General features: G+C 39.7%; 24 protein-coding genes. 13 read left to right on the top strand and 11 right to left on the bottom strand.

What is annotated here, in order from left to right; all coding sequences use genetic code 11:
* Positions 1-115: 115 nt before the first annotated feature.
* Together ACXZ1K_RS18315 and ACXZ1K_RS18310 are read right to left on the bottom strand one after the other, a co-directional pair.
* Positions 116-514: a DUF1398 domain-containing protein gene (locus tag ACXZ1K_RS18315; protein WP_458971131.1), complete on the bottom strand. Its 399-nt coding sequence runs from the start codon at positions 512-514 to the stop codon at positions 116-118.
* Positions 515-577: 63 nt separating this feature from the next.
* Positions 578-1,342 (bottom strand): helix-turn-helix domain-containing protein, encoded by a 765-nt coding sequence (locus ACXZ1K_RS18310; protein ID WP_458971130.1) that lies wholly within the window; start codon positions 1,340-1,342, stop codon positions 578-580.
* A gap of 507 nt (positions 1,343-1,849) precedes the next feature.
* On the opposite strand from ACXZ1K_RS18310, the gene ACXZ1K_RS18305 reads away from it, so the two are divergent.
* Genes ACXZ1K_RS18305 through ACXZ1K_RS18295 form a run of 3 tightly spaced genes read left to right on the top strand, consistent with a single transcriptional unit; the run spans position 1,850 to position 3,483 of the window.
* Complete coding sequence (locus ACXZ1K_RS18305; protein ID WP_458971129.1) at positions 1,850-2,233, top strand: hypothetical protein; 384 nt, start codon at positions 1,850-1,852, stop codon at positions 2,231-2,233.
* A 28-nt stretch (positions 2,234-2,261) separates the two neighbouring features.
* Positions 2,262-2,804, top strand: a complete 543-nt coding sequence (locus ACXZ1K_RS18300; RefSeq protein WP_458971128.1) for a hypothetical protein — start codon at positions 2,262-2,264, stop codon at positions 2,802-2,804.
* The gene (locus ACXZ1K_RS18295) at positions 2,797-3,483 is read left to right on the top strand and encodes a hypothetical protein (RefSeq protein WP_458971127.1); all 687 of its coding nucleotides are present in this window, start codon (positions 2,797-2,799) and stop codon (positions 3,481-3,483) included. Before ACXZ1K_RS18300 ends, ACXZ1K_RS18295 begins: the two co-directional genes overlap by 8 nt.
* Before the next feature lie 416 nt (positions 3,484-3,899).
* On the opposite strand, the gene ACXZ1K_RS18290 is transcribed toward ACXZ1K_RS18295, so the two are convergent.
* The 5 genes from ACXZ1K_RS18290 to ACXZ1K_RS18270 all read right to left on the bottom strand — a co-directional run bounded on the left by ACXZ1K_RS18290 (position 3,900) and on the right by ACXZ1K_RS18270 (position 7,601).
* Positions 3,900-4,493, bottom strand: coding sequence for a DUF4142 domain-containing protein (locus ACXZ1K_RS18290; RefSeq protein WP_458971126.1), 594 nt, complete (start codon positions 4,491-4,493; stop codon positions 3,900-3,902).
* Between the two features lie 321 nt (positions 4,494-4,814).
* On the bottom strand, positions 4,815-5,228 hold the full coding sequence (locus tag ACXZ1K_RS18285; protein WP_458971125.1) for a VOC family protein: 414 nt from the start codon (positions 5,226-5,228) through the stop codon (positions 4,815-4,817).
* An 83-nt stretch (positions 5,229-5,311) separates the two neighbouring features.
* On the bottom strand, positions 5,312-5,905 hold the full coding sequence (locus ACXZ1K_RS18280) for a Crp/Fnr family transcriptional regulator (RefSeq protein WP_458971124.1): 594 nt from the start codon (positions 5,903-5,905) through the stop codon (positions 5,312-5,314).
* 6 nt (positions 5,906-5,911) lie between these two features.
* Positions 5,912-6,691 (bottom strand): ABC transporter permease, encoded by a 780-nt coding sequence (locus tag ACXZ1K_RS18275; protein WP_458971123.1) that lies wholly within the window; start codon positions 6,689-6,691, stop codon positions 5,912-5,914.
* Position 6,692: 1 nt separating this feature from the next.
* On the bottom strand, positions 6,693-7,601 hold the full coding sequence (locus ACXZ1K_RS18270; protein ID WP_458971122.1) for an ABC transporter ATP-binding protein: 909 nt from the start codon (positions 7,599-7,601) through the stop codon (positions 6,693-6,695).
* Positions 7,602-7,796: 195 nt separating this feature from the next.
* Here ACXZ1K_RS18270 and ACXZ1K_RS18265 point away from each other — a divergent pair, with 195 nt between their 5' ends.
* Positions 7,797-9,329 (top strand): CotH kinase family protein, encoded by a 1,533-nt coding sequence (locus ACXZ1K_RS18265; RefSeq protein WP_458971121.1) that lies wholly within the window; start codon positions 7,797-7,799, stop codon positions 9,327-9,329.
* A 13-nt stretch (positions 9,330-9,342) separates the two neighbouring features.
* Here the strand turns inward: ACXZ1K_RS18265 and ACXZ1K_RS18260 are convergent, their stop codons facing one another.
* Positions 9,343-9,591, bottom strand: a complete 249-nt coding sequence (locus ACXZ1K_RS18260) for a hypothetical protein (protein WP_458971120.1) — start codon at positions 9,589-9,591, stop codon at positions 9,343-9,345.
* Positions 9,592-9,761: 170 nt separating this feature from the next.
* Between ACXZ1K_RS18260 and ACXZ1K_RS18255 the strand changes: the two genes are divergently transcribed.
* The 9 genes from ACXZ1K_RS18255 (at position 9,762) to ACXZ1K_RS18215 (ending at position 20,801) form a co-directional block, all read left to right on the top strand.
* Complete coding sequence (locus tag ACXZ1K_RS18255) at positions 9,762-10,988, top strand: DUF2252 domain-containing protein (protein ID WP_458971119.1); 1,227 nt, start codon at positions 9,762-9,764, stop codon at positions 10,986-10,988.
* A 284-nt stretch (positions 10,989-11,272) separates the two neighbouring features.
* Complete coding sequence (gene kdpF, locus ACXZ1K_RS18250) at positions 11,273-11,350, top strand: K(+)-transporting ATPase subunit F (protein ID WP_458973263.1); 78 nt, start codon at positions 11,273-11,275, stop codon at positions 11,348-11,350.
* A 9-nt stretch (positions 11,351-11,359) separates the two neighbouring features.
* A complete protein-coding gene (kdpA, locus tag ACXZ1K_RS18245; protein WP_458971118.1) occupies positions 11,360-13,078 on the top strand; it encodes a potassium-transporting ATPase subunit KdpA in 1,719 nt (572 codons plus the stop codon).
* 13 nt (positions 13,079-13,091) lie between these two features.
* On the top strand, positions 13,092-15,122 hold the full coding sequence (gene kdpB / locus ACXZ1K_RS18240) for a potassium-transporting ATPase subunit KdpB (RefSeq protein WP_458971117.1): 2,031 nt from the start codon (positions 13,092-13,094) through the stop codon (positions 15,120-15,122).
* A 23-nt stretch (positions 15,123-15,145) separates the two neighbouring features.
* On the top strand, positions 15,146-15,712 hold the full coding sequence (gene kdpC / locus ACXZ1K_RS18235) for a potassium-transporting ATPase subunit KdpC (protein ID WP_458971116.1): 567 nt from the start codon (positions 15,146-15,148) through the stop codon (positions 15,710-15,712).
* A gap of 27 nt (positions 15,713-15,739) precedes the next feature.
* On the top strand, positions 15,740-16,810 hold the full coding sequence (locus tag ACXZ1K_RS18230; RefSeq protein ID WP_458971115.1) for a porin: 1,071 nt from the start codon (positions 15,740-15,742) through the stop codon (positions 16,808-16,810).
* A 137-nt stretch (positions 16,811-16,947) separates the two neighbouring features.
* Positions 16,948-18,078 (top strand): sensor protein KdpD, encoded by a 1,131-nt coding sequence (locus tag ACXZ1K_RS18225; protein WP_458971114.1) that lies wholly within the window; start codon positions 16,948-16,950, stop codon positions 18,076-18,078.
* 52 nt (positions 18,079-18,130) lie between these two features.
* Positions 18,131-19,885, top strand: a complete 1,755-nt coding sequence (locus tag ACXZ1K_RS18220) for a HAMP domain-containing sensor histidine kinase (protein ID WP_458971113.1) — start codon at positions 18,131-18,133, stop codon at positions 19,883-19,885.
* A 61-nt stretch (positions 19,886-19,946) separates the two neighbouring features.
* On the top strand, positions 19,947-20,801 hold the full coding sequence (locus ACXZ1K_RS18215) for a DUF808 domain-containing protein (protein ID WP_458971112.1): 855 nt from the start codon (positions 19,947-19,949) through the stop codon (positions 20,799-20,801).
* Here the strand turns inward: ACXZ1K_RS18215 and ACXZ1K_RS18210 are convergent.
* From ACXZ1K_RS18210 to ACXZ1K_RS18200, 3 genes are all read right to left on the bottom strand, one after another.
* A complete protein-coding gene (locus ACXZ1K_RS18210; protein WP_458971111.1) occupies positions 20,767-21,276 on the bottom strand; it encodes a DinB family protein in 510 nt (169 codons plus the stop codon). The two genes, ACXZ1K_RS18215 and ACXZ1K_RS18210, sit on opposite strands and share 35 nt — an antisense overlap.
* A gap of 53 nt (positions 21,277-21,329) precedes the next feature.
* Positions 21,330-21,833, bottom strand: coding sequence for a DUF892 family protein (locus ACXZ1K_RS18205; protein ID WP_458971110.1), 504 nt, complete (start codon positions 21,831-21,833; stop codon positions 21,330-21,332).
* Between the two features lie 98 nt (positions 21,834-21,931).
* Positions 21,932-22,909 carry a GntR family transcriptional regulator gene (locus tag ACXZ1K_RS18200; RefSeq protein ID WP_458971109.1) on the bottom strand — a complete coding sequence of 326 codons (978 nt, stop codon included), beginning with the start codon at positions 22,907-22,909 and terminating at the stop codon, positions 21,932-21,934.
* Positions 22,910-22,960 lie beyond the last annotated feature (51 nt).

The following is a 22,960-nucleotide window of genomic DNA, read 5'->3' as shown; positions in this document are numbered from 1 at the left end:
CTCAGATTTTGGTAAACCTGAGTTGTTTGTGTATATTTTGGTAAAATTACACCATCATATACTTTAACAGTGTATTTCAGCGGCGCGTATACCTGATCGCTTAATCACCTTAATTTCAATACTCTCTTTCTGGTATAGGCTCAGCAACCATACAATGCCCATTAACATCGTAGTATGTACAAACCATTGTCAGTGCATTGACTATCCATTTTTCTACTCCCGCATCGGCTACCAGGTTGCAAAAAGTCATAAAATCACTTTTACCCTGTTGATGGTCAGCAATAGTTTGTCGCACTAATAACGGACTTGCCAGATTGGAAATTACCTTTTCTTGGTAGATCGGTTCGCCTTTTACTAGAAAACCATCTGCACCGTAGTAGGTAGTCTGTCCGTTTTTAACCATAAATTCATAGTGAACTAATCCTAATGATTTGATCTCTCTTACATAGGCAGGAAAATCGGCCCCACTTTTAACTTTAGCATGAGCCGCTTTAATTTGATTTACTGTAAACATCTTTTAATGAATTTGATGTTCAAAAGTACTTTTGTAGCGGAGGCGGTGATTGTAAAAATCCGTTTATCTCAAATTTTTCAGGTATTGTTCTGGAGTAACAGAAGCAAACTTTTTAAAGTCTTTTATGAAATGTGCCTGGTCATAAAATGAGGATAGGTATTCGGCATATCCTTGCTTGCCATTGTCCATTGCGTCCAGTACATTTTTAGCACGCACAATCGTTGCAAATTTTTTGGGTGAGGCACCCACAACTCGTCTAAACTGCTTTTCTAGAGGGCTTGCACTGGTATTCAGTAGTTTTGCCAGCTCGTTAATCCGGATAGTTCCATTTGATTGATGTATGTATTTTAATGCCTGGCTAACCATAAGATCCAATGGATGGTCCGTTAAATGATGGATTAGGAATTGCTCCACAGAGCTGATTCTGCATTGGTCGGTATTACAACCCATTAATTTTTCCTGCAGTTCGGTTAAGTCAGACTGACAAAAAAAATGTTCCAGAGAAACACTTTTACCAAATAATTCGTTCAAAGGCATTTTGAGGAAGGGAGCAACACCGTTTTCGCGAAATACCACTAAAATGGAACCAATTCCAGCAGTATTTTGAAACACACGACAGGAATCTCTTAGGCCTGTAATACCGGCAGGGGAGAGCGGATTCTCAAGACTTTGCTCAATGTAAGACAACCGGCCACTGTATTGGAAGCCAATTACCAGGGCAGTATCAGGAAGTACGGTATAAGTCGCTGCGTTTTCATTTTCAGAAACGATCAGGTGTTTGATGTAAGGAAGTAACTGACTACAGGGTAAATGAACTTCAAACCTCATAGTTAAAGTTAAGTATAAAAAAGTTTGATAATCTACATTAATAGTAGATCACAAAGTGTCTTACACTGCTATTGCTTTACACTAAATCTGACTTAGGTTTCCCTTTCACTCGATTAGTAAGGGTTTACTCAAAGTGTAGTTTTGCCTGATAATTTTTAGCAACTTCTAAAAGTTTAACAGCAATCCCATATGGGAAAATCCTTCTGTGCAGATTTCCCACATGGGATACCAGATTTGATGTTGAACTCGGAGTATTGAGAAAGCAAAAATCAGCGTTGTGGGAACTTCAAGCGCGTATTTCTCATATCATCGATATATCTTTTTATCTCCGAAACTATCTTCAAATCTTGAAGAAATTGGTTCGTTCGGAGTATATCCTGGGGCACTAGCAAGAAAAGCCTTAGAGAAATCTAAGGCTTTTCTTGTTCAAATCTACTTACTAAGTTGTAGAATTTGCATCTTAAAATGTCTTGTGTTAGAGGGCAATTTGAATATTAAATATTCTATATGGTAAACGACTGGAAAGGGTCAAATATCAATATTCATGAAGTTATAAAGCTAATTAGCGAAAATCTATATAGTAAATCGAAGAGTGATTATTCTATTAGTAACTTGTCAATGCCGGAAACGATTGAGAATTACAAGATATTTGACTTTGAAATTTACGAAGATGATTATGAATTTGATGAAATTTTTACAGATTACTTAGTGTTGAATATTGTGTTTCAAATAATTTTTAAAACAGAACTCAACTATTCTGAAGGAAATAGTAACAAGAGGGTAATCAAGCATTATATTGGGGAAAGTCACTTTCGATATTTACTTCATAAAGAGGAGATTGTTGCTATTAAGGTAATAGAAATAAATCTCTCGCCTGATTCTCCCTGGTAAAGGTAATAAAATTCACAATTCATGATTCATGAATTGTGAATTTTATTACCTTTACGTTATGGTACACAATGGAATGCGGCCTCAAGACTTAGCTGTGCTGCTTAAAATAAGTATTTTGGAAAATAATTGGCTCAATAAAGATATTGCGAAAGCCTTAAATATTAGCCAGGCAGAAGTGAGCTATTCATTACAACGATCAGCTATTGCAGGACTAATAGATCCAAGTAAAAGGAAAGTTATGAAATCAGCTTTGCTGGAGTTTATACAGTATGGATTTCCATATGTGTTTCCGGCAATTAAAGGACCGATGGCGGTAGGTATTCCAACTGCATGGTCATCGCCTTTTATGGCAAAAAGAATTGTCTCTAGTGAACATTTGGTTTGGCCTTATGCTAAAGGAAATACACGGGGCGGTAGTATTATTCCACTGTATCCTGGTGCTATAGATGCCGTACAGTCCGATGAAAACCTCTATCATCTATTAGCTCTTTTAGACGTGATGCGAATTGGAAAAGTAAGGGAAAAAGATGTGGCTATAAAAGAATTAGAAAGGATGATTAAAAATGCATGAACATATCATCAGGATTAGAGATATTGCAAAATTATTGAAAGGGCTCAATCGTCCTTTTGTATTTGTTGGAGGGGCGACTGTCGCACTTTATGCTACTTTCCCGGATCGTACTGACGATGTAAGGCCGACAGAAGATGTAGATGTTGTTGTAGAACTACTTACTTATGCAGGATATGCAGAGATAAGTGAGAAAATGATAGCGTTGGGTTTTATTAATGACATGGAGTCAGGAGTAATTTGCCGGTTTAAGATTCATGGCCTAGCGGTAGATATCATGCCTACGGATCCAAATGTAATTGGTTTTAGCAACCGTTGGTATCCGGATGGATTTAAATTTGCTGAAGCAATAGAAATTGATGGTGAAATGTCAGTTAAAATTTTTAGTGTCCCTTACTTTCTCGCATCGAAATGGGAGGCCTTTAAATCCCGAGGCAAAAGAAACTTTAGAGCAAGTCATGATTTTGAAGACATGGTTTTTGTTTTTGAGCAATGCCATGATCTGGAATCAAAGCTGAGCAATGCACCTGAGGATGTACGTCAATACCTTCGGAATGAAGTTGGGAGTATGCTAGATAATGACGATTTCATTGAGGGCGTTGGATGCCATATGCAAAATTCGTACTATGGCTCGGAAGTTGCTGAAATTGTTAATAAGTTGCGTTCCGCATTGCTACGTTAATTCTGTCACTATCTGATCTTTTAATGAAATCCCATATGGGGAATTCCACATTGCCGATTTCCCACATGGGATGCCATTTTTTATGTTAAGCTCAGAGCATTGATGAAGTAAAAATCAATGTTTCGGAAACTTTAAACGCGTATTTCTTATACCATCGATATATCTTTTTATCTCCGCAACTACCTTCAAATCTTCAGGAAATTGGTTCGTTCGGGATATATCGTGGGGCACAAACAAAGTTTCCCAAGTGGGAAAGATTCTTGCAAATTTTTACAAAGCCTTTAGATGATTTCTAAAGGCTTTTTTAGTTCATGGATATATATCGTCTTTGCTTGTTGTAAAGCGAAACTTATACCGGGCCTTATGACAAGCTATAGCAGGACGAGACACAATGTAATTGGCAATAATAGTTTGCGTTAGCCCAATTCAGCCAAAATCCTTTTGGTGATGGCTACGTGTTCCTTAAATACCGCTAAAGATAAGGTAGCTAAGTGTCTGCCCTGACTTTCAGCAGGTCCGGCTAACTTTCCTTTGCTTAAATAACTAGTAGCAAGATCACGCAAAAACTCATGATTTTCCAATTGAGCTGTAATGTAAGCTTTATCAAACGCCAATCCAGCCGGAGTGTTTTTGATCTTTGCCAAAGTTGCTTTTGCTTTAGCATTCATAGGAGGCACAGGAGTTCCTAAATCTTTCAAAACACCGGTAACAGCAATTGCTTCAGTAAGTTCAAAACCTGCAAATTCCTTTGTGTTTTTGTTGGTAGCTTTTGTAGAAGCTATTTGGCTTGTTATGAGCGAAAGTTCAGCAGGTCCGATTACACCCATTCTAAATTCCTTTTCATTAGCAGCTGCAGCTGCATTAATTCCAGTTAAGCCAGCTTCTGCCGCATTAGCTTCTGAAAAATCAAGTAATGAGGCTGCGAGTGACAAGCCAGCACTCATAGCAATCGTACCGGTAATCGATTTTTTAACAAAATCTCTACGTCCCGAATTTTCGTTGTTGTTCATAATTTAATTTTTAATTAGTTTATTTGACAACCACTTTAAAAGTACTTTGTTTTGCCAATCGTTTAAATAGACAATCCCAAGAGGAGTAAGATTCAATGCTTTTAAGTACGCATCGACCGTGACGGGAGGTTAAACAATGTTAAAATTCCTTTCTAAAAGTTCAGCAGCAATCCCATATTGGAAAATCTGTTGTGCCAATATTCTACATGAGATGCCATTGCTGAATTTGGTGCACTTGAAGGGGAAATCGAAAGGTTTCCCCTTTTATTAAGCTGACCATTCTACTGGCAAAATACGCCATAACATCGCATGTTTAAGCGGTTACTGCTCATCCTGATTAGGCATTTTAGTGAGGTCCATAAAAAATATTTCCCAGGTGTGGCCATCAAAGTCTTCGATTTTTCGCAATTGCATGAAGCCATAGTCCATCGCAGGCATTGGTTCTATGCCTCCGGCGCCTAGTCCTTTTTCTATGGTATCATTTACCTGTTCCACACTATCAACGGATAGAGCAAACAATCCGGCGATGTTGTTTTTTGTGTCGGCAATTGGCTTACTGGTAAATGAACCAAACTTTTCATGGCTCATGAGCATTAGGAAAATTCCTTCACTCCAGACCATACATTTTGTCTGATCGTCAGAAAATTGAGGATTGATCGTAAACCCGAGCTGGGTATAAAAGTGCATTGATCTTACAACGTCTTTTACGGCTAAATTGATAAATACTTGTTTCATTTCTTTGTATTTTAAGTGATTAATGATACAAAGATGTAGCGGCTGAAAAGAAAAACCCTTTACAAATGTTGAGAAAGCAAAATTTATTTACTGTAACCGAAAATTCGGCTTAACTGTGTTGGTGTAATACCCAAATATGATGCGATGTGGTGTTTTTTTAAGCGTTTGACAAGTTCAGGGTATTTCCTCAGGAAATCGGCATAACGGATTTTAGCCACGTCGCCGCGCAGCGAAATTTCATAAGGTTCCTTGTCAACAATCCAGTGCCGCTCCAAATAACGAATGTAAAATTCTGCGACATCACGATAAGTTGCAACCAATTTTTTGAATTCGATAAAATTGTATTCCAAAACAGTGGTCTCTTCGAGCGCTACGATGTCAAATAAGCTTTCTGACTGTGCCAATGTCGCAGGTATTGAACCGGCAATTCTGCTTTCGGGGAAAAAGTATTTGATGATGGTTTCGCCAGCCTCGTTAAGGTATTGCTGGGCAAATAGTCCCTTTACCACAAACGCAACTTTTTTAGGGATATTTCCCATTGTTATAAAGTTATCGCCTTTTTGATAGGTCTTTTCTTTGAGCAGTTTCAACCAGGCATTTTCAGCTTCTGTTGTCAGCTGGGCGTAAGTTCTGATTTTTTGAAAGAATGGGTCAGTTGTCATTGTTTTTTCTAACATCTCTCGCTATTTTATACTTTTTCTTGCTACAATAAAGTATCCAAATATGAAGAATACAGCTGCATAGATTAAGCTACTGTATATTTCCTGTGAAAAATAGATTGAATCTTTCCCTTTCGAGGCAGATAGCGTCATGATCGGATGGCTATATGGTATCATATAGGCATATTCCCAGTGTTTTGTTGCTACAATGATGCCCATAATAATTCCAATAAACCCTAAACCCATAGGTTTTAAAAAATCACTCCATATTAAACTGGCAATGAATTGCAGGGAGAGGATGCCAAGTGAGGCTAAGAACAACTTCAAATATATTTTTGAAAGTGATTCTAAAGGATTAAACTCATTAAATTTGAAACCTTTTACCAGATAATGTAAAAGATTTCCCGACATGTAGGTCAGCAAAACAAATAGTGCAAGGCAAATAAATATGAGTAGCAAGGCATACAGGTATTTCGCACCGTATATAGAGAATTTGTTTAGCGGTTGTGCAAACAACGTTTTCCAGGTATCATTCTTATGTTCGATATTATTTACGGAGAAAGCCATAAAAAGTACGTAGAATGGTAATATCAACATACCCATTACGCCTAGGGCAGAGCCGCTATAGGTCATCCATAAAACTTCGGCAGGATAGCCGAGTTTTAAAATTTTCGCGGACTGACTATAGAAGCCGAAAGCGATTGACGAGCAAATTAATAAAGGCAGGAGAATGGCTGCCCAAAATGCCAAAGTTTTCCTGGATTTATAAAATTCAGATTTCAGGGATATAAATAATGAGCGCATATTAATTGTTTTTTGTAATGTCCAAAAATAGATGTTCCAGGTCTTTTCTAACCTGATATATACTTGAGACAGTAAAACCATGCTGAACCAGCAGCGTATTTATTTTTCCACTTTCCTCGGCCGATTTAAATAGCAAACTTAACTTCTTTTTTTCAATCGTATTGATCTCAAAGCCATTTGAAATCAGGAACTCAGAGGCTTGGGCCGTATCTGAGATCTCAATTTCTAAAATTGGTTTGTTGAGGTTCTGAAGTTCACTAATTGTGCCCTGAAAGAGCAACTTGCCCTTATTAATGATGCCTACATGGGTGGCAATTCTTTCAATTTCACTAAGCAGGTGACTGGAAACGAGGATAGTTTTGCCATGTTTGCTGGCCAATTCGATCATCATGTTGCGGATTTCTATAATTCCATTTGGATCAAGGCCGTTAGTGGGCTCGTCGAGCAGTAGCAACTCCGGGTCAGATAGTAAAGCCAAACCGATACCCAGACGCTGTTTCATCCCGAGAGAATACTTGCCAGCTTTTTTATCTGCTGCCTCTGTAAGTCCAACCAAAGCCAGTATTTCATCAGCTTTCGTTTTACTAATGCTCAATAGAATGCACCTGTTAATCAAGTTTTCTTTTCCCGTCAAGTGCGAATAGATAGCAGGTTGTTCTACCAATGCTCCAAGTCTTTTCAGGCATTTTATTCTGTTGCTGTTAATCTCTTCTCCAAAAAGATAAACAGTGCCTTCAGCCGATTTTAGCAAGTTTAAAAGAATTTTAATGGTGGTTGTTTTTCCTGCACCATTAGGTCCGAGAAACCCATAAATACTTCCTTTTTCAATCTTTAAACTGAGATTGTCTACAACCTTTTGCTGACCAAAATAGTGCGTTAGTCCGCGCGTTTCAATTACGAGTTCGCTCATCTAGTTTTTCTTGCTATGTTCTGTTTGCTTTAACAAATAGAATCATTAATAAATAGCTACTAGGATGTTTTAGACCAAGTTCGGTTATTTCTAGATAAACGCCTTTAATGTGCAGATTTAACAGAGTTAACCAACACTTATCATTGCGTATTTATTTCTATATTTAACATAGTAACCAAATTGAACCCCAGGGATATGTTAACTGTAGTAAAATACAGCAAGATCGTCTGCTTATTGATGTTCTTTGCCGCCTTCTCAGCTTGTAAAAAAGATAAACAAGCTGAAATTATAATTGAAAAGCCAGTTTTAAAGGCCGATAAATTAATCAAATCCTTATTTTTCAAAGCAAGTAAAAACCCTATTTTAGTTAACGATGTAATCGCTGAGATCAAGGGCGATACGATTTATGCAAGCGCATTTGCAGGAACGGATATTAGCTCGCTCATACCTGAATTTACTTACGATGGCGTGAAAATAGCAGTTGGCACTACTGATCAAGTAAGTAATGTAACAGCAAATGATTTTACTAAACTGGTTACATATGAGGTCACGGCAGAAGATCAGAGTAAGAAGAGTTATGTCGTCAAATTTAGCGATAATGGCATATCAGCTCTCTATATTAATACGAGCGGTACGCCGATCGACAGTAAAGATATTTACGTAACTGGTTCCATTAAGATCGTAAGCAATTTTAAAGATATTGTTTTTGAAGGTAAAACAGAGATTAAAGGCAGAGGTAATTCAACCTGGGGAATGCCTAAAAAACCCTATCGAATCAAGTTAGATAAAAAATATGCCATTTTGGGAATGCCTGAAAATAAGAACTGGGTATTGTTAGCCAATTATGCCGACAAAAGCTTAATGCGAAACGAGCTTGCTTTTGTGGCTTCCAGAAATTCAGGATTAACATTCACGGTAAATTCACGATTCGTAGAAGTATATCTTAACGGTACGTACAATGGTAGTTACCTGCTTACAGAACAGGTTAAAGAAGGTAAGAGCCAGGTGGACGTGGAAGACGGTGGATACCTTTTGGAAGAAGATGGTTTTGCTGAAGGAGAGCCGGTACATTTTAGTACACAACATGGTATGCCTATCACCATTAAATACCCTGATGAAAAGATTACGCAAGCACAAAGAGACTACATTGTAAACCATGTGCAGAAATTTGAAAACGCGCTATTCGCCGATAATTTTACTGATCCGGCAGCCGGATACAGAAAATACTTTGACGTAGATTCTTACGTCAATTATTATATTGTGAATGAGGTGATGGGTAACCCGGATGCTTTCTGGAGCACTTATCTTTATAAGAAAGCAAATGATGATAAAATTTATACAGGGCCTGTTTGGGATTTTGATATCGCAATAAATAACGACGATCGCTTAGGCGACAATACAAACAAGTTGATGTTCAATGCTGGTTTTGATCCTAAAATGTGGATTAAGCGACTGATGGAAGATCCAGCCTTCAGACAAAAAATTAGATCTCGTTGGAATGAACTAAAGCCAAAAATGCAAACCCTGCCGGCTACTGCATCACTGCTGGAAAAAAAGCTGGCAGTTTCACAGGTTAGAAACTTCTCACGGTGGAATATTTTAAATACTAAAGTGTACCGGGAAGTTCAGTTGGCAGGATCTTATGCAGGGGAAGTGACCTATCTGAAAAATGTCTTGACAAATCACATCAATTGGTTAGATACAAAGTTTAATAGCGCTGAATATTAAATGCGTTTCAGGATTATTTCAGGTTTCTCGCTCTTAAAATCTCCTCAACGGCTTTTTGATGTTTAGAATTGTTCAATAATTTGTAGGCGATAAACAGCGGTATTAGCGTCAAAAAACTTAAATTATGTTTGACAGCGCTGTACACTACAATCCCAATCATAAAGCCTATCAACACAGCGTTAATTGTAGAATTTGATTTCATTTTCTTTGCTTCATCTAGCAGTTCCTGATCTGTAAATTCTGAGAGTTCTTTTCGGTCCATTTGTCTTGATCTTATTGTTGAATCGTTTTGTGGTTACAGTAAGCAAATATTCAAATGTAAGAAATCGAATAACTATTTAAATAGCCGTCACTAGATAAAAAGCACCTGTTGCAGCCACGAGCAAAAACATTCCTGAAATGGAGGTGTTATACCCGGCACAACCATCAGCTATGTCTAAGATTAAAGCTCAGCTCACCGCCTTCAATGCAGGCCGCTTACCTGAAATGGTAAAACTTAAATATGAAGCCATGTCGGAGAATGCCTTTCGGTTTTTCCGGGGTACTTGTCATCTTTTCTATGAGCAGCTAAGTAAGCTTAAAATTCCTGCATCACCACTGGCCTGGATTTGTGGAGATCTTCACTTGGAGAATTTTGGTAGTTATAAGGCTCAGAATAAGCTGGTTTATTTCGACCTGAACGATTTTGACGAGGCCGCACTTGCGCCAGCCCTTTGGGAGGTACTGCGTCTTTTGGCAAGCATTTTTATAGCTTTTGATACCCTTTCTATAGGTGATGATCAAGCTATGAATATGGCATTGTTATTTGTAAAAAGCTATTCTAGTACTTTGAAAGATGGTAAGGCGGTCAGTATTGACCCCCGTACAGCCAAAGGCATTGTGAAGGATTTTCTTAATAATGCAGCGGAGAGCAGTTATTCAGGCATACTTCAAAAGCGGACGGAAACTAGCGGTAATAAAATGGTGCTTTCGCTAAAGCATGAAAGACATTTTAAACTAAATAAAGAACTAAAAAAGGAACTCAAAGCACATATTGCTGAGTGGGTTAGCGGAAGCAGCGACAGCCCTTATAATTATAAAGTTAAAGATGTAGTTTTTCGTCTTGCGGGCACAGGTAGTATCGGAGTGAAGCGATATTTATTTTTGTTAAAAAGCACCAATACCAAGGGCAAATATCTACTTGTAGAGATGAAGCAGTGTTTTCCATCATCGCTAGCTCCATTTAACAAAGCCCGGCAGCCTAGCTGGGAAAATGAAGCCGAACGTGTTATTGCTATACAAAAGCGCATGCAAAATATGTCGGCATCCCTGTTGAGTGCCACGATGTTTCAGAACGAGCCTTTTCTTATTCAGGAACTGCAACCAGTGAAGGATACGCTGGAATTCAAAATGATTCGGGACAAATACCGGGATATTTACCAGGTTGTTGATGATATGGCTATATTAACAGCATCTGCGCAGCTACGCTGCGGGGGGATGGGCGGCTCTGCCACAATTGATGAGCTCATGGCTTTCGGTAATCAGCAGGTTGAATGGCAGGCAGAGGTAATAGAAGTGGCAAAATCTCTCGCCATTCAATCTAAAATCGATTATGAAAATTTCCTCTTAGAAAGGGAAGCGGAACATTCAGGCGTTTTTTCAACAACGCAATCCGCATAATTATACCAACGGCTAGTTTTTAAACCCGATAGCCCCGATATGGTAAAGACCCTTTCATTTTGGAAGGGTTTTTATGTTGTAAATGTTCGGTAATGTTACTATCGATGACATAAATCGCTGATAGTAAGTTAAGTATGATTTAATTAAATCTTATGGCATATTCATTGGCATAGGCTGGATACAAAAGAAAAAATCATGCTAACACTCGTATTATTCCTGGCCCTGCTGATCCTTTGCTGGGTAGTTTACAAATCTATCGACTGGTTCGAAAAAATCTAACAATTATGATCGCATTATTCCTAATCGCAGTTGCCGTATTCATTTATATGATCTACGTGCTTATTAAACCCGAAAAATTTTAATTACAAGACATGAACACAGAATTATTTGGAATCTTAGCCACCTACGCCATAACGCTGGTGATTGCCATTCCGCTGGGCAAATACCTGGCAAAGGTATTTGCCGGAGAAAAAGTCTGGACAGACTTTTTAAAACCTATTGAATCCGGAATCTTTAAACTTTCTGGAATTAACACCAAAGAAGAAATGAACTGGAAGCAACATATGAAAGCGCTGCTAACCATCAACTTGGTTTGGTTAGTATACGGCTTTTTTGTCCTGATCTTTCAGGATAAACTTCCACTCAATCCCGATGGAAATCCGGGAATGACTCCTGATCTTTCTTTTAATACCATTATGAGTTTTGTAGTGAACTGTGATTTGCAGCACTATTCTGGCGAGAGCGGGGTTACTTATTTAACCCAGCACGTGGTCATGATGTTTTTGATGTTTGTTAGCTGTGCAACAGGAATGGCCGCTGCGGTGGTGTTTTTTAAAGCCTTTCGGGACAAGACAAGTGAAAAATTGGGAAACTTCTGGGAGTTTTTTGTTAAATCAATAACCAGATTATTACTGCCTTTATCATTAATGGTGGCCTTGATCCTTGCTTTTAATGGCACACCTACCAGCTATGAAGCTAAAGATCAATTTATATCATTACAAGGTGATACCGTAAATGTTTCCAGGGGTCCTGCCGCAGGTATGATTGCCATTAAGCATTTGGGTACTAATGGTGGCGGTTGGTTTGGTGCCAATTCCGCGCATCCGTTAGAAAATCCAAATTACCTAACCAATATGGTAGAACTGATTGCCCAGGTAATTATTCCAATTGCCATGGTAATTGCTTTCGGTATTTTTATTAGAAGACGCAAATTGGGATGGATCATTTTTGGTGTAATGACCATAGGGATGTTCCTGTTGCTCATTCCAACGGTCAGTTCAGAACTTGGTGGCAATCCCGCACTTACAAAAATAGGAATAGCCCAAAGTACTGGAGCCATGGAAGGTAAAGAAGTTCGCTTTGGTCCGGCTATTTCTGGATACTGGAGTACGGTTACCACCATTATTTCTACAGGTTCCGTAAACAACATGCATGATAGTACAATGCCGCTAAGTGGTATGTGGCAGCTGCTAGGTATGATGGTCAATTCCTTTTACGGCGGTTGCGGCGTTGGGGTTTTAAACTACTTCATTTACCTCATCATTGCCGTGTTTATATCAGGCCTGATGGTTGGTCGTACTCCGGAATTCTTAGGTCATAAAGTGGAGGCGAGGGAGGTAAAGATTGCCGCTATTATTACTTTATTGAGTCCGTTTTTAATACTGGCAGGAACAGCAATCGCCAGCTATATATTTACTACACACGGAGAGGCTGCATGGGCAGTGCAACCAAAAAATTGGTTGAACAACCCTGGTTTTCATGGGTTTTCAGAAATGTTGTATGAGGTGACTTCCTCTAATGCGAACAACGGATCTGGATTTGAAGGTTTAGGCGACAATAATGTATTGTGGAATACACTCACCGGATTTGTGTTGCTGATAGGTCGTTTCATCCCTATCATAGGACCAGTTGCGATAGCGGGGTTATTGGGTGCGAAAAAATACATCCCTGAATCTGCAGGTACGCTAAAAACAGATACGCTTACTTTTGGCCTGATGACCTTCGCGGTAATCGTTGTGCTGAATGCACTTTCCTACTTCCCTGCTTTGGCGCTTGGCCCATTGGCAGAATACTTTTCCATGCTTAAATAGATTTTTCTAGATTATGAAAACCTCATCAAATAAATTATTTGAACCTGCTTTAGTGCAAACTGCATTAAGACAGTCTTTGATCAAACTTGATCCCAGGGTGATGATTAAGAACCCCGTTATGTTCACCGTGGAGGTAGGCACTTTAATTATGGCCTACGTTACCGTTTACTCCATTAGTCATGCCGGTCAGGGATCACCTTTATACAATTTCTTTATATTCCTTATCCTTCTACTAACTGTACTGTTCGCCAATTTTGCCGAAGCAATTGCCGAAGCCAGGGGTAAAGCGCAAGCCGACTCATTAAGAAAAACCCGCGAGGAAACACCTGCAAAAGTGGTTTTGGAGAACGGAAATATTGAAACACGTTCCTCTGCACTGTTAAAAAAGGGTGATGTATTTATCTGCGAAGCAGGAAATACCATACCAACCGATGGAGAAATTATTGAAGGTATAGCCACCATCGACGAGTCGGCCATAACCGGAGAATCGGCTCCGGTAATCCGTGAATCAGGGGGAGACAAATCATCTGTAACTGGCGGTACCAAGGTACTTTCAGATCAGATCAAAGTACAGGTAAACACCCAGCCTGGCGAGAGTTTTCTAGACAAAATGATTGCATTGGTAGAAGGAGCCTCGAGGCAGAAGACCCCGAATGAAATTGCTTTAACGATCTTGCTGGCCAGTTTTACCCTGGTGTTTATCATCGTTTGCGTAACCTTAAAACCATTCGCAGATTATGCCAATACCCCGATCACTATTGCCGCATTAATTTCACTCTTTGTGTGTTTAATCCCAACAACTATTGGCGGACTGTTATCTGCTATTGGTATTGCCGGTATGGACAGGGCGCTACGGGCCAATGTGATTACCAAATCTGGTAAGGCTGTAGAAACAGCGGGAGATATTGATGTGCTGCTTTTAGATAAAACAGGTACCATCACCATTGGTAACCGTAAGGCGACTAATTTTTATCCTGCGCCGGGTGTAGATAGCAAAGCTTTCATAGAAGCTTGTGTCATGAGCTCATTGGCTGACGAAACGCCGGAAGGGAAATCGATACTTGAATTAGCCGTCAGCCAGGATTTCAAAGTGATGAAAGCACCTGCTGGATCAACATTCATCAAATTCACTGCAGAAACACGTTCCAGTGGCTTGGATACTACGGATGGTAAAAGAACCCGTAAAGGAGCGTTTGATTCCATCCGCAATATGGTGCTAATGGCTGGAAATCCTTTTCCAATGGAAACCGAAGACCAGGTTAAAGCTATTTCGAAAAATGGCGGAACGCCGTTGGTAGTTGCGGTTAACGAGAAGACGATGGGTGTGATAGAATTGCAGGATATTATCAAACCTGGTATTAGCGAACGTTTTGAGCGCTTAAGAAAAATGGGCGTAAAAACAGTGATGGTTACCGGAGATAACCCGTTGACAGCCAAATTTATTGCTGAGAAAGCTGGTGTAGACGATTTTATTGCTGAGGCAAAGCCTGAAGATAAAATGAACTACATTAAAGATGAGCAGGCTTTAGGAAAACTGGTGGCCATGATGGGCGATGGAACCAATGATGCTCCAGCCCTTGCTCAGGCAGATGTTGGTGTGGCCATGAATAGCGGTACCCAGGCTGCTAAAGAAGCTGGTAATATGGTGGACTTGGATAATGACCCTACAAAATTGATTGAGATTGTTGAAATTGGGAAGCAATTGCTAATTACCAGAGGTACACTGACTACGTTTTCTATTGCTAATGACGTGGCTAAATACTTTGCAATCGTACCTGCATTATTTATAGCGTCAATCCCGGCTTTACAGAGCCTGAATATCATGGGGTTGCATAGTCCGGAAAGTGCAATCATGTCTGCCGTGATCTTCAATGCCATCATCATTCCCATCCTTATCCCTTTGGCATTAAGAGGGGTAGCTTATAAGCCCATTGGAGCTAGTGCGCTCTTGCGCAGGAACCTTTTGATATACGGTTTAGGAGGCGTAATTGCTCCATTTATTGGGATTAAAATAATCGATTTGCTGGTAGGCTTATTTGTATAAGCTTTTTTAAAGAATAAAAGATCATGAAAAAATACATCTTACAATCTATATGCTTAACTGCAGTTTTAATGGTATTGCTTTGCGTCATATATCCAATAATAGTGGCATTTGCTGGGAGCTTTTCTAAAGGAAATGGCGGTGGGGAAAAAATAACCAGAAATGGTAAAGTAGTAGGCTATGCGCTATTGGGTCAATCATTTACCAAGCCCGAATATTTTTGGGGCAGGCCATCTGCAGTTGGTTATAATGCGGCAGGTTCCGGAGGTTCAAATAAAGGTCCTTCCAATGCAGATTATTTGCAACAAGTGAAAGATAGGATCGATACGCTATTAAAATACAATCCTACGATTAAGAAAGCAGACATTCCTGCAGATATGGTTACGGCATCGGGCAGCGGACTTGATCCAAATATTTCTGAACAGGGCGCCATTATCCAAATCAAAAGGGTTGCTGCATTGCGCAAGCTCGACGAAAGAATAGTCGCTGAATTGGTGGTGAAAAATACGCAAGGACCGCTGTTGGGTCTGTTTGGACCAACTTCAGTAAATGTACTGAAGCTGAACCTAGCATTAAACGATCTAAAAAAATAAGGAGCACATCAACATAAAAGAGTATAAATGAAAAAACTATTAGTACTAGCTGCTGCATTAACAGCTGGATCAATTGCATACGGACAAGAAGCGCCAAAAGTAAAAGTTACCGGATACCTGGAAACATATTTTGGTTATGATTTCAATAAACCTGCAGATAACAATAGGCCAGGCTTTATCTACTCTCACAACCGCCATAATGAAGTGAACCTTAATCTCGGTTTTATAAAAGGAAGTTATGACAATGGTATGCTGCGCGCAAACCTCGCGGTAATGGCCGGGACTTATGCAAATGCCAACTTAGCCGCAGAGCCTGGGGTATTGAAAAATATATTTGAGGCAAATGCCGGTTTAAAGCTATCCAAATCTGCAAGTCTTTGGCTGGATGCCGGAGTTTTCTCTTCACATATAGGTTTTGAAAGTGCCATCTCTAAAGACTGCTGGGTATTAACCAGGGGTATCGCTTCGGAAAATACCCCTTTTTATGAATCTGGAGCAAAACTTACTTATGGTAGTGACGATGGAAAGTTTACCGCGGCTGTGCTCTATTTGAACGGCTGGCAGAGAATGGCGCGCCAGAATGGGAATAGTCAGCCCGCCGGTGGTTTGCAATTAACCTGGAAACCCACCAGTACCATAACTGTAAATTATAGCAATTATTTGGGTACCGAAGGTCCTGATTCTGTTCGTGTCCAAAGATTCTATCATAACCTATACGGGATATTTCAGTTGACTGACAAATTTGGACTTACCCTTGGCTTTGATTATGGTACTCAGAAAAAACAAAAAGGAAATAGCGATAAGAATGAGGTATTGTCGCCAGTAGCCATCGCCCAATACAAAATTAACCCAAAATGGGCCGTGGCAGGCCGAGTGGAGTACTATGAGGACAAAAACGGGGTATTTATTTCAACGGGCACTCCAAATGGTTTTAAAACTACTGGCTATTCTTTAAATCTGGATTATTCGCCGATCAGTAACGCCGTAGTGAGATTGGAAGGAAAAGTATATGATAGTAAGGATAAAATATTTGTTAGAGATTTAAGTGCCGTTAATTATAATGCTGCGCTAACTGCGAGTATTGCAGTTTCATTTTAAACACACTACAATGGCACCGGACCTTTTTAAAAATCCGCTTGCAAAATTAATCCTGTGGTTAGCCGTAGGATTAATTGTTGTCTTAATATGGTATCTTAATAGCGAAGGATACATCCAGCTAAAATGGTAATAACTGCATGGAAGACGACAATAAATCTGGTTCAGTAAAGAAGTTCCTTGATCTGGTTAAAAAATCGAGGCGGGGAAAGTTTAAGGTATACATCGGCATGAGTGCCGGAGTAGGGAAAACTTACCGCATGCTGCAGGAAGCCCATGCGCTGAAAAAGGACGGGATTGATGTGAAAATTGGGTACATAGAAACACATAACCGTGCGGAAACTCATGCCTTGTTGGACGGCGTTAGCGTGATCCCAAGAAGAAAGATTTTCTATAAGGGAAAAGAACTGGAAGAGATGGATGTTAATGCCATTATTAACATTCATCCAGAGGTTGTGATTGTAGATGAACTGGCCCATACTAATGTAGAAGGAAGCAAAAATTCCAAGCGTTGGCAGGATGTTTCCGATATTTTGGAGGCTGGAATAAGCGTAATATCCGCTGTGAATATACAGCATCTGGAAAGCATGAATGAAGAGATTGAAACCATCACCGGGATTCCAATTACAGAACGCATTCCAGATAAAATCCTGGAGTCTGCCGATGAAATTGTGAATATAGATTTAACTGCAGATGAACTCATTGACCGTTTAAAAGCTGGCAAGATCTACGACCAAAGTAAAATTGAGCGGGCGTTGAATAATTTCTTTCAACCGGAGCGGATCTTGCAGCTCCGGGAACTGGCCCTAAAGGAAGTTGCCCATCACCTGGAAAGAAAGATTAATATAGAGGTACCCAAGCAGATCAAACTGCGACAGGAGAAATTTTTAGCATGTATTTCTACCAATCATGAAACGGCAAAAGTCATCATCCGCAAAACTGCCCGGTTGGCTTCTTATTACCGCTCACCATGGATTGTGTTGTATGTGCAAAGAAGTGCTGAAAATGGAGACAGAATCAAGTTAGACTTACAGCGGCATTTGATCAACAATTTCAAGCTGGCAACAGAGTTAGGTGCCGAGGTGATCAAAATCAAAAGCGATGACATTACCCAAACCATCACCCGGATTGCTGCAGAAAAAGAGGTGACCACTATTTGTATTGGTAAGCCACATTTAAGCTTGTTACAGGTTATTATGCGGACCGCGATTTTTAACAAGTTATTGAAAAGTATCGCAGATACGGAAACGGATTTGGTAATTTTATCTTAGGAAAAGCCGATAGCCCATCTTCAATAAAAAAGACAATAGAAAGAGTACTCACATGAAAATAAAAACAAAACTACGACTTGGATTTGGCTTCCTATTTTTGGTCATCCTCATTTTTGGAGGAATGTCCATGTATTTTATGGACCGGATCTCAGACAGTGCCAAGGTGGTGCTGAAGGATAACTATAAAAGCTTAAAATTCAGTGGTAAAATGAGGGCTATTCTGGAAGAAAATAGTCTTCCATTATCTCCAGTCGCCAACAAAGAATTTGCCGCACAATTGGCGTTGGAAAATAAAAACATTACCGAACCCGGTGAGGGAAAAGCAGTGGATATGCTAAACAGTGCCTACCAGCAATTTTCGAATACTTCCAATAATCCCGCCACAATTCAACAGGCTCTGACTAATGCCAGACGATTACTGAGGTCTATCGACGAATTGAACATGAATGCGATTGTTAGAAAAAATGATGCCGCCCAACATGGCGTAGAGAAGGCGGCAACGTACTTGATTTTTGCTGCCTCCATGTGTTTTCTCATCCTGTTCTCCTTTATAGTTAACTTTCCAGGTTTTGTAGCGAACCCGCTTCGGGAGTTTTCAGCTGCATTGAAGGAAATCAGTCGTAAGAATTACAAACAACGCCTGGAATTTCATGGTAGTGATGAGTTTTCTGAGCTGGCAGAAGAATTTAACATGATGAGTGCACAGCTTAACAAATGGGAAAACAGTAACCTGGCGAAACTTCAATCTGAAAAGTTAAGGATAGAAGCCATTATTGAACAGATGCAAGATGCCATCATTGGGCTCAATGAAAAAAACGAACTGTTGTTTATGAATACCGTTGCCGCACAGCTACTAAACCTCAATGTAAAAGAGGTGATAGGAACTGATGTCATGCAACTTAAAAAGAAGAATGACCTACTCAATAAAATTCTTCAAATCGACAATAGCGATAAGCCGATGAAAATATATGCTGATAGTAAGGAGTCTTATTTTCAGTTAGAGCGCAGGCAAATTACGGTACCTGTATGGGAGGACCAGCAAGAACAGGTAATCACACCGAGCAAAAAAACAGCTGGAGAGGTGTACATCCTGAAAAACATAACCCGATATAAGGAGCTGGACGAGGCTAAAACCAACTTTATCGCTACCGTTTCTCATGAACTAAAAACTCCCATTTCTTCAATTAAAATGAGTCTGAAGTTAATGGATGATGATCGGGTGGGTAGCATGAACCCGGAACAGAAGGAATTGGTACAGCATATGAAAGAAGATTGCGGCAGATTGTTGAAAATAACCAGCGAACTTTTGGATCTGGCGCAAGTGGAGACTGGTAACCTGCAATTAAACTTTGTTAAATCTGATCCCCGTAAAATTGCCATTTATGCAATGGATACCGTTAGGTTTCAGGCAGAACAAAAAGGAGTAGAACTGGAACTAATTTCAAGGAACGATTTGCCCAACGTAAATGTAGATACAGAAAAAACAGCTTGGGTGCTTGTTAATTTTCTATCCAATGCGCTTCGCTATAGCACACAAAAATCAAGGGTAATTATCCAGATCATAGAATCAGGAAGTAATATTGAGTTTTCCGTACGCGATTTTGGGAAGGGAATAGATCAGCAGTACCAAAAGCGATTGTTTGACCGCTATTTTCAGGTTCCTACTGATGGCAATAATAAATCTGGCTCCGGACTTGGTTTGGCGATCTCTAAAGATTTTATTGAAGCTGAAGGGGGAAAGATTTGGGTAGAAAGTGCAATTGGGGAAGGAAGCAGATTTTGCTTTCTGCTTCCTATAGTGCGTTAATTTTTGTTTTTATAATTGATGTGCACGGCAGGATTTTTGAGTGCTGATCGAAAACAAAAATATGGCATCAGGTTTCTTTGCAGTTTTAGACGATATAGCGGTTTTGATGGACGATGTTGCCGTTGCTGCGAAAGTGGCTACCAAAAAAACAGCCGGCATTTTGGGTGATGACCTTGCTGTCAATGCAGAGAAAGCTACCGTATTTCTCTCCACACGTGAAATACCTGTCCTATGGGCCATTACAAAAGGCTCTTTGTTAAACAAGGTAATTATCGTTCCAATCGCCATTCTGCTTAACCTGTTCTTCCCGATAGCCATCAAGGTGATATTAATATTAGGTGGATTTTACCTAGCCTACGAAGGTGTGGAGAAAATAATAGAATACTTTTTTCATCGGAACAAAGCAACTCATCATAAAGCTAAAGAGGCTATCCGGGAAGACCCGGATGCAGAAAAAACCAAAATAAAATCGGCTATAGTTACTGATTTCATCCTCTCTGTAGAAATTGTCATTATTGCGTTAGGTACAGTTCTGGAAGCCACCCTGGTCATGCAGATAATTACTGTTTCAGTAGTTGCACTTTTGGCAACAATTGGAGTTTATGGTATTGTAGCACTCATTGTGAGAATGGACGACCTGGGTTACAAGCTAATCAAACAAAGCAAAGAAAGAGGATTCTTCAACAGTTTAGGCCAGTTCCTTGTTAAATCCCTTCCAATAATTATTAAAGCGTTGAGTGTCATCGGAACTATCGCTCTTATATTGGTTTCAGGAGGGATTTTCTCACACAACATTTCCTTCCTGCACGATTTGCTGCCGGGCATTTCAACAATAATCAAAGAATTTGCACTGGGCACTGTCGCGGGCTTGCTGGTAGTTGCTATTGTTCCTGTTGCTGCTCTATTTCGTAAGTAGGGCCGTAAATGCTTGGAACTTTGTTTCCGGTCGCACGCAGGTAAACAATCAATTCGCCACGATGATGATAAATATGGTTAAAAAGGAACCCGCGTGCAACTGTACCTCGGGGCATCGGTCCTAATACTACCTGATTCCCAACCTTCATTGTCCAATCGTCCAGCAGGTTTTCTTCTTTTATGGATTTCAGTGCTGCCCTTGCTTTCTCTACATTACTTTCAAAAAGTTCAAGGGTTGCTTTCAGGTCGCTGGGATCTTTCCGCTCCAAACTATCTGCAGCCATATCGTAAACATCCTTCGTGAGCGTTCCCACATACCAATAATAAATTGTGGCGATGTGCTGCGCCAATTGGCCCATGTTCCAGGAGATGTCAGCAGGCTTGAATGCAAGGTCTTTCTCCGGTACTGCCTGAAGTAATTTGCGGGTGCTGGTTACTTCATGCTCAAATTCTTGAATTAAAGATTGGAGTATCATATTGTTAGACTTTAAGTTTAGAAATAACAAAGCAGGTTAAATTAAGTTTGTTTTTAACTTGCCAGGTACTTTTCTGAAACCTGGAGCAACAGTACATCGTCAGCTCTTGCATCATCAAAATTTTCCTGCAATAATTGTTCTACATCCTGATCGCCTAGTTTCTCTGACGCTAGTTTGAGCATTTTAGAACAAGTAAGTTCAATGCTTTGTATGTTTTGCAGATAAAAAAGAATCGCAAAATCTCTCAAGCCTGGACAGGCTGCTTGCTCTTCTATTGAACAATAAGCATCGTCTACGAGGGTTCTCTGACCGCGACAATTATCAGCCGAAGCTTCTGTACCTATTAAGTCGTAGATCATGTTTAGGCGCTGTATTTGTCGTTTTACTATAGCAAGTGTTTCATTTATGGCATCTTTCAGATCCGAAAATGCTTCAGATGCCGCCAGACGTGGAAGCTGTAAAACGAGATGTAATTTTGCATAATAGATCTTATCCAGATGCGTTGTGAAAAAGCGTGTGACATTTTTCGCTTTGAAGGTTATTTGTTGTGCTTGCATATATTGAGGGTTATATTGCTTACAAAAACAGTACTGTATAACCAACAAAGCATGTCTGGGTTTGTTTACCTGTATCTTGAAAGTGCTGCGTTTCGTTTTTAAAGAGATTTCCTAACGTTAAGCTTCCATGGGTTATCCACTGTTTTTAAAGTTTTGCTTTTCAGCAGGGCAGACATTGTTTTACCCATTAGTTTGAAATCTGTAGAAAGTGTAGTAATGCCCCCTGCAAGCAGCTCCTTTAATGGAGTGTCGTTATAGGAAATGATCCCAAAGTCTGTACCCGGTACGAGGTTTTGTGAGGTAGCTTGCTTTAAGATATCTACAAGATCTTTGTCCTTAACCACAATAAAAAGATCACCCTTAGTTATTTTTCTTTCAGTGATTATAGATACGTATTCATGCTTAAACTGGTGTTGATTACAGAAAGTGATAAGACCATCGTAGCGTTCTAGAGGTTCTTTTTCTTCTTTTTGCACCATAATGATGCGCTGATATTTTTTTATCAGTTCAGTTGCTGAGTTAAGCGCAAGGTAGGTGTCTTCGGCAAAATTTTGCGAGACTGAAGTATATTTTCCTTTTAGTTCAGGATGAAAATGATCCAGTAGCAATACCCTGCCGGAGATGGTTTCTAAAATAGGACCGATGCCTTCAAACTTTCCAGACATGATAATGTAATCTGTGTACTTGTTATTGGCATCTGTTAACAAGGTTTCAAATACCTTCCTGTTGTAGTTGTGAAAATAAAGATCAACCGTAACGGTGTTTCCCACAGCCTCAATAAATGAATTGAATAGGTCCTCCTTAAATTCGTTAAATTCATTGAATAATAAAAACACATGATGACCCGCAGTAACAGCAGTGCTTTTAATGAAATATCCCACTCCCTGATTTGCGGCAATGATCCCTCTGGATGTTAGCTCGCGGAGACCTGCAAAAACAGTATCGCGAGAAAGGCCGTATTCATTTCTAAATTCGTTAATTGAGGGAATTCTATCACCAGTTTTATATTGCCCGTTACTAATCTTATTAATGACATGGTTAATGACCAGCTGATATTTGGATTTGTTTTCTTTCACTATTTGTTGATTGCAGGCAAATATAATGACACCATTATAAAAACAAATATA

This window comes from Pedobacter jaeyakensis (genome assembly GCF_054461315.1).
The sequence above is the reverse complement of the archived record's forward strand: the minus strand, read 5'-3'. Positions and strand labels throughout refer to the sequence as shown.